Below are 10,325 nucleotides of genomic sequence, written 5' to 3'. Positions count from 1 at the left end.
GCCCCCGTCCGGCTCCATGCGGCCCCCCTCGGTCCCTTTCGGCGTATGGACGGCCCTTCGACCGCCCCGCTTGCATGGGGGGCCTGGCCGCCGTGCGCCTCGGGGGGACTCGTATGAAGCGCTCCGGACCGCTGTACACGCTTCTCGCGGGGCTCGCCCTCGCCCTCACCGTGCTGGCGCTCAACGCCACGACCGGCTCCGGCACGGCCGCGGTCGGGGGAGGGCCGGGGGCGCCGTCGCCGTCGCCGTACGCGGCCGCCCCTGGCGCCCCGGCGACGCCTTCCACCCCTGGCGCCTCGTCCCGCCCGCCGTCCGCGCGACCCCCGTCCCCGGGGAAGGAGGCCGAGGACTACACCGGCCGCACCGCCGACGGCGTGGCCGACGTCGCCGTCTCCGTGCGCGACCGCCGCGCCACCGCCTACTACTGCGACGGCCGCACCACCGAGTCCTGGCTGCGCGGCACCGCCGGCGACGACGGCGACCTGCGGCTGAGCGGCCGGGGCGGCGCGACGCTCACCGGCACGCTGCGCGCCGGCCGCGTGACCGGCCGGGTCCGGGTCGACGGCCGTGACCGGGACTTCACCGCCGACCGCGCCGAGCCGCCCGCCGGCCTCTACCGCACCCGTACGGCCGTGCGCGGCGCCCCCGTCGAGGGCGGCTGGATCGTCCGGCCGGACGGCGGCCAGGTCGGCCTGCTCACCACCGGGCCGGAGGGCCGGCCGCGCCCCGCGCCCGAGCTCGACCCCGCCGACGGCACCGTCACCGTGGACGGTGTCGAGGTCGTCGCCGAGCGCGTCGCCGGCGCGCCCGGCCCCTGATCCGGCCCGGAAACCCGCAAAGACCCGGCAGGCCCCAAAGGCCGCGTAAGACCCCCGCAAGGCCCGACAAGCCCCCGTAAGGCCCCGTAAGAGACCGCGTCACAGACCCGTCAGCAGGAGGCAGCCGAAGTGAGTGCGCCATGAGCGTGGACCCGCACGCCCCCACCGCGTCGTTCCCGACCCCACCGGAGCGCGGGCCGCGCGGCCGGCACGGCCAGGAGCGCCCCCGGCCGTCCCGCTATCTGCTGCCCGCACTGGTCGCGGTGGCCGTCCCCGTCGTCCTCGGGGCGTACGGGCGGCTGCACGACCCCGCCGGCACCGCCTTCAACCTCGCCGGGTTCTCCACCGCGTACGCGGTCAAGGCGTGGCTGGCGACGGCGGCGCTCGCCCTCGCGCTGGTCCAGCTCGGCTCGGCGCTGGTGATGTACGGCAGGGGGCCGGGGGCGCGGCGGGCGGCCGACGCGCCGTGGGTCGCGCCGCTGCACCGCTGGTCGGGCCGGGCGGCGTTCCTGCTGACCGTGCCGGTGGCGGTGCACTGCCTGTACGCGTTCGGCTATCAGTCGGGCACCCCGCGCGTGCTGTGGCACTCGCTGCTGGGCTGCTTCTTCTTCGGCGCCTTCGCCGCCAAGATGCTGCTGCTCCGCAGCGAACGGCTGCCCGGCTGGCTGCTGCCGATCGTCGGCGGGACGGTCCTCACCGTCCTGGCGGTGGTGTGGCTGACCTCGGCGCTGTGGTTCTTCCGCACCTTCGGTGTCACGACATGAGCGGGCGCCGGAGCGGCGGTGCGACAAGGACGGCCCGTACGGCGGCGTCCCGTACGGCGGCGGGCCGGGCGCCGGGGAGGCGCGCGGTGCTCGCGGCGGCCGTCGCGTCAGGAGCGGCCGCGGTGGCCGCCGCCCTGGCGGGCTGTTCGCGGTACGGGGACGGCCCGCCGCCCGCGCAGGAGCCTCCCCCGCCGCGGACCGGGGGCGGGGGCGGCGGAGACGGCGGGGACGGCCGGGGCGACGGCGGCGCGGGCGAGGTCCTGGTCCGCGTCTCGGAGGTGCCGGTCGGCGGCGGCACCGTGCTGAAGGACCGCAAGGTCGTGGTGGCCCAGCCGCGCGAGGGCGAGTTCACGGCGTTCTCGGCGGTCTGCACCCACCAGGGCTGCACCGTCGCGGAGGTCTCGGGCGGCATCGCCCGGTGCCCCTGTCACGGCAGCGGCTTCCGGATCACCGACGGCTCCGTGGCCTCGGGTCCGGCCGGCCGCCCCCTGCCGCGCCAGGCCGTCACCGTCGTGGACGGCACGGTCCGCCGGGCGTGAAACGCGCACGGCGGACGGAGCGGGCCCCACGTGACGAGCCCCCGGGCCGCCCGGCCCGAGCCGAGGAAAACGCGCCTCACGCGTCCCAGCGACCGCCCAGGGCCCGCAGTTCGTCCCGGTGCTCGATCCGCTCCGCCCACGCGGCGGGCCAGACCTCCGCGCCGTGGTGGGCCCCGGCGAAGGCCCCGGCGAGACAGGCTATGGAGTCCGAGTCGCCCGAGGTGCAGGCCGCCCGGCGCAGGGCCGTGACCGGCTCGTCGAGGAAGAGCAGAAAGCACAGCAGGGCGGTGGCCAGGGCCTCCTCGGCGATCCAGCCGGCCCCGGTGGCCAGGCAGGGGTCGCTCTCCCGGTCGGGGCGGCGCAGCGCGTCCGCCAGCCGGTCCAGGGCGGCCAGGCACTCGTCCCAGCCGTGCCGGATGAACGCGGCCGGGGAGGAGGCGTGGGCGTGCCGCCACAGATCGCCCAGCCAGCGCTCGTGGTAGGTGCCGCGCTGCCCGTGCGCGTACTGCCGCAGCCGGTCGATCAGTTCGGCGGGCTCCGCCCCCTCGGCGAGCAGCCGCACGGCGAGCGCGGTGAGGTCGCCGGCGGCGAGCGCGGTCGGATGGCCGTGGGTGAGGGCGGACTGGAGCTGCGCGGCGCCGGCGCGCTCCTCGGCGGTGAGGCCGGGGACGAGCCCGAGGGGCGTGACCCGCATATTGGCGCCGCAGCCCTTGGAGTCGGTGCGGCTGGCCCGCTGCCAGGGCAGGTGCGGGTCGCCGAGTGCCGCGCAGGCGGTGAGGCAGGTCTGCCCGGGCGCCCGGTTGTTGTCGGGCGAGCGGTACCAGGCGAGGAACTCCGCGCGCAGCGGGCCGACGAGCCGCTCGGGCTCCAGCGGGCCGACCAGTCGGCCAGGCTCCGGCGGGCCGCCGCCGTCCAGGGCGGCGCACAGGGCGCGCCCCACGGCGAGGGTCATCTGGGTGTCGTCGGTGATCAGGGCCGGGGTCGGCAGCTCCAGCTCCCGCCAGGGGCCCCAGTGGGCGAGGATCGAGGGGACGTCCTGGAACTCGGTGGGGTAGCCGAGCGCGTCCCCGAGCGCCGAACCGATCAGGCCGCCCTCCGCCGGCCGCCGCCCGGCACGGCCCGCACTCCCGACACCACCGTCCGTACTGCGCACCGCGCTGCCCGTACTGCGCACGGCACCGCCCGTACTCCGGACCGCACCGCCCGTGCCCGGGGCCACCCCGTACGCGCCCGGGGCCACCCCGCCGGCAGCCCCCGAAGCCGCCCCTCGCACATCCCGCACCATGGCGTACGCCCCCTCCACCGTCATTCGTGTCGAAGTGACGATAAAGGGGGGCGTGGGCCTCTGTCCAGCGCGGAGGGGCCCGGCGGCCGCCGACGCGGCCCGCCGGACACCGGCGAGCGACGGTGTGCGCCGCCGGACCGGCGGCCTAGAGCTCGACCTCGCGCATCAGCATGCCGACCTCGGTGTTGGTCAGCCGGCGCAGCCATCCCGACTTCTGGTCGCCGAGCGCGATCGGGCCGAAGCTGGTGCGCACCAGCTTGTCCACCGGGAAGCCCGCCTCGGCGAGCATCCGGCGCACGATGTGCTTGCGGCCCTCGTGCAGGGTGACCTCGACGAGGTAGTTCTTGCCGGTGTTCTCGACGACCTTGAAGTGGTCGGCGCGGGCGTAGCCGTCCTCCAGCGGAATGCCGTTCTTCAGCCGCTTGCCCAGGTCGCGCGGGAGCGGGCCCTGGATCGCGGCGAGGTACGTCTTCTGCACGCCGTAGCGCGGGTGGGTCAGGCGATGCGCCAGCTCACCGTGGTTGGTGAGCAGGATGATGCCCTCGGTCTCCGTGTCGAGCCGGCCGACGTGGAAGAGCCGGGTCTCCCGGTTGGTGACGTAGTCGCCCAGGCACTGGCGGCCCTCCGGGTCCTCCATGGTGGAGACCACACCGGCCGGCTTGTTCAGCGCGAAGAACAGGTACGACTGGGTGGCGACGGTCAGCCCGTCGACCTTCACCTCGTCCTTCTCCGGGTCGACCCGGAGCCCCTGCTCGGTGACGATCTTGCCGTTGACCTCGACGCGACGCTGCTCGATCAGCTCCTCGCAGGCCCGGCGGGAGCCCATGCCGGCGCGCGCGAGCACCTTCTGCAGCCGCTCGCCCTCCTGCTCGCCGAACGTCTTGGGCAGCTTGATCTGCGGCTTGCTGTGGCGGGCGCGGTTGCGCTCCTCGATCTGGGCGTCGTACTCGCGCGGCCGGGCCGGAACGGTCCGGCCGCGGCCCGCGGCACCGCCCTTGGCACCACCCTTGCCGCCCGCCGGCGCGCCACCGCGCGGGCCGCCGCCCCGGGGACCGGCCTTCGGCCCGCCCTTGGCGCCGTCCTTGGGGCCACCGCTCGCGCCGCCCACGTCGTAACGGCGCTCCTCGGGACGCGGCCGGCCCGCACGCTTGGGCTGCTCGCCGCGCTGGCCGCCCCCGGCCCTCGACCGGGAGGCGCCGCCACCCGCGCCCCGGGGGTTCTGCCTGCCGCTGTCCCTGCTGTTCCTGCCGCTGCTTCGCATCAAGTATCCGTCTGAGAGTGGCCGCTGTCGTCTACGTCGGTGGTCCGCACGCCCTCGTCGGGAGCGTCCGGATCGAACGACGGCACGCCTTCCTGGGACTCTGCCTCGACCGCGTCCGCCTCGGGGAGGAAGGGCGCGAGCTCGGGGAGCTCGTCCAGGCCCCGCAGGCCCATCCGCTCCAGAAAGTAGTTCGTCGTCCTGTACAGGATCGCACCTGTTTCCGGTTCCGTGCCCGCCTCGGCCACCAGACCCCTCTGAAGGAGCGTACGCATCACGCCGTCGCAGTTCACCCCGCGCACGGCGGAGACCCGGGAACGGCTCACCGGCTGCCGGTAGGCGACCACGGCCAGGGTCTCCAGCGCGGCCTGCGTCAGCCGGGCCTGCTGCCCGTCCAGCACGAAGCTCTCGACGGCCTCGGCGTACTCGGGGCGGGTGTAGAACCGCCAGCCGCCCGCGACGCGGCGCAGCTCGAAGCCGCGGCCCTCGATCGTGTAGGCGTCCGCCAGCTCGCGCAGGGCGTCCGCGATCACCCGCCGCGGGCGCTGCAGCACGGCGGCCAGGCGCTCCTCGGTGACGGGCTCGTCGACGACCATCAGCACCGCCTCCAGGGCGGGGCCGAGGGCGAGCTCGGCGACCGCGGAGGCGCCGGCGGGCGGCCGTGGCCCCGCGGCGTCCGGTACGGCCTCGGGCGGCTGGGGCTCGTACGCCTCCCCCGCGCCGGCGCGCGCGCCCACGTCCGCGCCCATGTCCGTCGCGACGTCGGCCTCTGCCGTGTCGGCGCTCCTGCCGGCGTTCTTGCCGTCGATACCGCTCATACGGCGCTCTCCTCCTCGCCTGCCCCGTCCGCGGGCTCCTCGGGGCCCGTACGCCGGTCCCCGGCCGCCGCGGCCGCGCCCGGCTCCTGGTCGAACTCGTCCGTGACCACGGGCGCCCCCTCCCCTTCCCCACCGGTCCAGCGCACCAGCAGCGAGCCGAGCGCCTCCTCCTGGGTGAGCGCCACCGCCCGCTCCCGGTACAGCTCCAGCAGCGCAAGGAAGCGGGCCACGACGGTCAGCGTGTCCGGGGCGTCCGCCGCCAGCTCCTGGAAGCTCGCCTCCCCCACCGCGCGCAGCCGGGCGATCACCACCTCCGCCTGCTCGCGGACGCTGACCAGCGGCGCGTGGATGTGGTCCACGTACACCTGCGGCTTCGGCCTGGGCCGCATCGCCCGCACGGCGAGCCGCGCGAAGCCCTCGGCGCCGATGCCGAGGACCACCTCCGGGAGCAGCTCCGCGTGGTGCGGCTCCAGTCCGACCGTACGGGGGTGGCGGCGGGCCTCCGCGGCGAACCTCTCCTGGAGGATCTCGGCGACCCGCTTGAACGCGCGGTACTGGAGCAGCCGGGCGAACAGCAGGTCGCGGGCCTCCAGCAGCGCGAGGTCGGCCTCGTCCTCGACCTCGGCGGCCGGCAGCAGCCGGGCCGTCTTCAGATCCAGCAGGGTCGCCGCGACCACCAGGAACTCGGTGGTCCGGTCGAGGTCCCAGTCCGGCCCGGCGGCACGGATGTGCGCCATGAACTCGTCGGTGACCCGGGACAGGGCGATCTCGGTGACGTCCATCTTGTGTTTGGCGATGAGCTGCAACAGAAGGTCGAAGGGACCCTCGAAGTTGTCCAGCCGCACGGTGAACGTCGCACCGGGGTCGCCCTCGCCCCGCGCCCGCCTCGCGGACCGACCGCCGCCCTCGCCCTCGGCGACCTGAGCGTCAGTACTGTCGCCCGCCGACGCGGACTCGCGCGCGGGCACCGCCACGGGCTCCGCCGCCTCGGCGGGCGATGCACCCCTGGCCTCGGCCGCCGTCCTGGGGCCCACCGCCTCGGGCTCGCTTGCCGCGGACTCGCGCGCGGGCACCGCCTCGTCCGCACGCGAACCGGCGACCCCACCGCCTCCCGCCGGCGCCTCCGCCGACGCCCCTGCCGGCACGCCCGCGTGCACATCCGCAGGCGCCCCTGCGGGCGCGCCCGCCGGCGCCTCCGCCGAAGCCCCCGCAGGGGGCCCCGAACGGGGCCCCCTGCCGAGCGCACGCCGCAGGCGCCCCCGCGGGGCGGACTCGTCAGAGCTGGACATTCGCGAGAATCGATTCATCGGACCGGGGGATTCGCCCAGCCGACTCGTACGGCGGGCCAGGGCCGCGCGGAGCTCCCGCGACGCACCCCGCAGGCTACCGCCGAACCGGTTCAGCGCCCGCGCAGGCGCCGCACGAGAATGCTCGCGTCGCCGCGCGACTCGAGGTCGGCGAGGACCACGGCGACCGCCTCGCGGACGATCCGCCCGCGGTCGACGGCGAGCCCGTGCTCGCCGCGGAGCACGAGCCGGGCGTGCTCCAGGTCCATGAGCTCCTCCGCGGAGACATAGACCGTGATCTTCTCGTCGTGCCGTTCCCGGCCGCTGGGCCGGCGGTTGGCGCCGCGACCGCGGCGGCGGGTGACACCGGGCTGGGGCGGCGCTCCCACGCCCGCGCGCCCGCCGGGCTGCCCCGCCGGGGCCGAACCGTCCTGGCCGCGCCGGGAGCGCGCGGCGGCGCGCTCGCCCGCCGTGCCGGAGGCGTCCTCACCGCTGTCGCGCCCGCCGTGCTCCGCGGAGCCGCCCGCGGGCGCCGCGCCCGCGCCCTCGCGGCCGTCGCCGGGGCCCTGCCCCGGGCCGCCGTCGGCCCCGCCCGCCGGGTCCGTCTCACCGGAGCCCGCCGGCGCGGGCACCCTCGTGCCGCCGGCACCCGACTTCGCCGCCTCACCGTTCGCGTGCTGCCGGGGGGACGACGGCTGGAGCGCCATCCCTCCGGTGGTACGGAAGAGTTCGTCGGCTCCCGGGAGACTCACTCGGCGTGGCACCGGGCGAGCACCTCCCTGGCGAGCTGGCGATAGGCGGCGGCGCCGACGGAGTTGGAGGCATAGGTGGTGATCGGCTCACCGGCGACCGTGGTCTCGGGGAAGCGGACCGTGCGGCCGATGACCGTGTGGTACACGTGGTCGTCGAACGCCTCGACCACGCGCGCGAGCACCTCGCGGCTGTGCACCGTGCGGGAGTCGTACATCGTGGCGAGGATGCCGTCGAGCTCCAGCTCCGGGTTGAGCCGCTCCTGCACCTTCTCGATGGTCTCGGTGAGCAGCGCCACACCGCGCAGCGCGAAGAACTCGCACTCGAGCGGCACGATCACCTTGTGCGCGGCGGTGAGCGCGTTGACGGTGAGCAGGCCGAGCGAGGGCTGACAGTCGATCACGATGTAGTCGTAGTCGGCCATCAGGGGCTTGAGCGCCCGCTGCAGGGTCGACTCCCGGGCCACCTCGCTGACGAGTTGAACCTCGGCCGCTGACAAATCGATATTGCTGGGCAGCAGGTCCATGTTCGGCACGGCCGTCTTGAGCAGCACCTCGTCCGCCGACATGCCCCGCTCCATGAGCAGGTTGTAGACGGTGAGGTCGAGCTCCATGGGGTTGACGCCCAGTCCGACGGAGAGCGCGCCCTGGGGGTCGAAGTCGACCAGCAGCACCCGGCGGCCGTACTCGGCGAGCGCGGCACCCAGGTTGATGGTCGAGGTGGTCTTGCCGACCCCGCCCTTCTGGTTGCACATCGCGATGATCTTCGCGGGACCGTGGTCGGTCAGGGGGCCCGGGATCGGGAAGTACGGCAGGGGCCGCCCGGTGGGGCCGATCCGCTCGCGCCGCTGACGCGCGGCGTCGGGGGCGAGGGTGGCCGCGTACTCGGGGTCGGGCTCGTACTCCGCGTCGGGGTCGTAGAAGTGACCCTCGGGCAGTTCGTCGTAGTCGGCGAGGCGGGCGGAGTCCCCGCCGCTCTGATCGCCGGCCATGGCGTTCACGTGATGGCCGTCCATGCTCTGGTGGGCTGTCATGCTCTGGTGGGCTGCGAAGGTGTGGACGGCGACGGAGCCGACAGCCGCGAGTCCCCTGGGACTCTGGCCCCGCGAAGCCATTCCTGGCTGACCACCCCCGGGAGTAAATGTCGACTCATTCACAAGTCGTCTTACCTCCTTGGATGTGACCAGGAAACTTATCGATAGGTCAGCGTGGCACCATGCCGACGGTTGGCGACTCTATGGCGTGTCGATGGTTCACAGCAACACAATCCACCGGACCCGGCACGATGTGTCGGCAATCGAACACCGTCTTGTCAAGGCTGTAAGGGCCGCAACCCCGAGGTTTCGCGACCTCGTGAACCGGTCGAAACGGGATTTTCTCGGCGAGTTGCCCGACGTCCGGCGGCCGGCTCCACCGGCCCGCACCGCGTCCGGGCACACCTCCGGCCGGACCTCGAGGAACAAGGCCCGGCCGGACACGCCGTATTGGCGTTGTTGACGGTGGGTGTTGACACCGTTTCGGACGGCTTTCCACCCGGGCGGGTGGAAAGCCGTCCACGGCACACCTCGGCCGACGCGGGACCGGCACGCGACGCGGCGCGACCCGAGCGCGCGACCGGCCCGCGACGTCAGCCGAGGAGCGAGTGGAGGTCCACCGAGGAGAGGTTGTGGGCCTCGGCGACGGGGCCGTAAACGACCTGTCCCTCATGGGTGTTGAGGCCCTTGGCGAGCGCGGCGTCGCGGCGCAGCGCCTCCTTCCAGCCCCGGTTGGCCAGCTCCACGATGTAGGGCAGCGTGGCGTTGGTCAGCGCGTAGGTGGAGGTGTTGGGCACGGCGCCCGGCATGTTGGCCACGCAGTAGAAGATGGAGTCGTGGACCTGGAAGGTCGGCTCCGCGTGGGTGGTCGGCCGGGAGTCCTCGAAGCAGCCGCCCTGGTCGATCGCGATGTCGACAAGGACACTTCCCGCCTTCATGCGGGAGACCAGCTCGTTGGTGACGAGCTTGGGCGCCTTGGCGCCCGGGATCAGCACGGCGCCGATGACCAGGTCGGCGTCGAGGACGGCCTTCTCCAGCTCGTAGGCGTTGGAGACGATCGTCTTGATCTTGGTGCCGAAGACCTTGTCGGCCTCGCGCAGCTTGTTGATGTCGCGGTCGAGCAGGGTGACGTGGAAGCCCATGCCGATGGCGATCTGGGCCGCGTTCCAGCCGGAGACGCCGCCGCCGATGACGACGGCCTTGGCCGGGGCGACACCGGGGACGCCGCCCGGCAGCACGCCGCGGCCGCCGGCCGAGCGCATCAGGTGGTAGGCGCCGACCTGCGGGGCGAGCCGGCCCGCGACCTCGGACATCGGGGCGAGCAGCGGCAGCGCGCGGTTGGCGAGCTCGACCGTCTCGTACGCGATGGCGGTGGTGCCGGACTCCAGCAGCGCGTCGGTGCACTCGCGGGACGCGGCGAGGTGGAGGTAGGTGAAGAGGGTCTGGTCCTTGCGGAGGCGGTGGTACTCCTCCGCGATCGGCTCCTTGACCTTCAGCAGCAGATCGGCGGTGGCCCAGACCTCGTCGGCGGTGTCGAGGATGGTCGCGCCGGCGCCGACGTACTCCTCGTCCGTGATCGAGGAGCCGAGACCGGCACCGCGCTCGACGAAGACCTGGTGGCCGTTGCGCACCAGCTCATGCACGCCGGGGGGCGTGATGGCCACGCGGAACTCGTTGTTCTTGACCTCGCGGGGGATGCCGACCTTCACGTCGATCACGGTCCTTGAAATTGGGGGTATTACGACAAAAACGGACATGCGACTGCATACCGGAT

At 74.4% G+C, this 10,325-nt stretch carries 10 protein-coding genes; 3 read left to right on the top strand and 7 right to left on the bottom strand.

Features of this window, described 5'->3' with window-relative positions; all coding sequences use genetic code 11:
- Positions 1-113: 113 nt before the first annotated feature.
- From ACSNOD_RS07870 to ACSNOD_RS07860, 3 genes are all read left to right on the top strand, one after another.
- Positions 114-818, top strand: a complete 705-nt coding sequence (locus ACSNOD_RS07870) for a hypothetical protein (RefSeq protein ID WP_436766043.1) — start codon at positions 114-116, stop codon at positions 816-818.
- Positions 819-958: 140 nt separating this feature from the next.
- On the top strand, positions 959-1,582 hold the full coding sequence (locus ACSNOD_RS07865; RefSeq protein WP_436766042.1) for a DUF6529 family protein: 624 nt from the start codon (positions 959-961) through the stop codon (positions 1,580-1,582).
- Positions 1,579-2,121, top strand: coding sequence for a Rieske (2Fe-2S) protein (locus ACSNOD_RS07860; protein ID WP_436766041.1), 543 nt, complete (start codon positions 1,579-1,581; stop codon positions 2,119-2,121). The genes ACSNOD_RS07865 and ACSNOD_RS07860 overlap by 4 nt, the downstream gene beginning before the upstream one ends.
- 76 nt (positions 2,122-2,197) lie before the next feature.
- Here the strand turns inward: ACSNOD_RS07860 and ACSNOD_RS07855 are convergent, their stop codons facing one another.
- The 7 genes from ACSNOD_RS07855 to ald form a co-directional block, all read right to left on the bottom strand.
- Positions 2,198-3,430 carry an ADP-ribosylglycohydrolase family protein gene (locus ACSNOD_RS07855; protein WP_436766040.1) on the bottom strand — a complete coding sequence of 411 codons (1,233 nt, stop codon included), beginning with the start codon at positions 3,428-3,430 and terminating at the stop codon, positions 2,198-2,200.
- A gap of 121 nt (positions 3,431-3,551) precedes the next feature.
- Positions 3,552-4,667 (bottom strand): pseudouridine synthase, encoded by a 1,116-nt coding sequence (locus ACSNOD_RS07850; protein ID WP_436766039.1) that lies wholly within the window; start codon positions 4,665-4,667, stop codon positions 3,552-3,554.
- Positions 4,667-5,482 (bottom strand): SMC-Scp complex subunit ScpB, encoded by an 816-nt coding sequence (scpB, locus tag ACSNOD_RS07845; RefSeq protein WP_436766038.1) that lies wholly within the window; start codon positions 5,480-5,482, stop codon positions 4,667-4,669. The genes ACSNOD_RS07850 and scpB overlap by 1 nt, the downstream gene beginning before the upstream one ends.
- The gene (locus tag ACSNOD_RS07840) at positions 5,479-6,771 is read right to left on the bottom strand and encodes a segregation and condensation protein A (RefSeq protein WP_436766037.1); all 1,293 of its coding nucleotides are present in this window, start codon (positions 6,769-6,771) and stop codon (positions 5,479-5,481) included. The genes scpB and ACSNOD_RS07840 overlap by 4 nt, the downstream gene beginning before the upstream one ends.
- Before the next feature lie 110 nt (positions 6,772-6,881).
- Positions 6,882-7,520 carry a hypothetical protein gene (locus ACSNOD_RS07835; RefSeq protein WP_436766036.1) on the bottom strand — a complete coding sequence of 213 codons (639 nt, stop codon included), beginning with the start codon at positions 7,518-7,520 and terminating at the stop codon, positions 6,882-6,884.
- Positions 7,517-8,632 (bottom strand): ParA family protein, encoded by a 1,116-nt coding sequence (locus ACSNOD_RS07830; protein ID WP_436766035.1) that lies wholly within the window; start codon positions 8,630-8,632, stop codon positions 7,517-7,519. The genes ACSNOD_RS07835 and ACSNOD_RS07830 overlap by 4 nt, the downstream gene beginning before the upstream one ends.
- 512 nt (positions 8,633-9,144) lie before the next feature.
- Positions 9,145-10,269 (bottom strand): alanine dehydrogenase, encoded by a 1,125-nt coding sequence (ald, locus tag ACSNOD_RS07825; protein ID WP_436766034.1) that lies wholly within the window; start codon positions 10,267-10,269, stop codon positions 9,145-9,147.
- Between the last annotated feature and the right edge of the window lie 56 nt (positions 10,270-10,325).

Origin of the sequence: Streptomyces sp. URMC 123 (assembly GCF_051386515.1) — a bacterium.
Lineage (GTDB): Bacteria > Actinomycetota > Actinomycetes > Streptomycetales > Streptomycetaceae > Streptomyces.
This window is presented reverse-complemented; position numbering and strand designations above follow the sequence as displayed.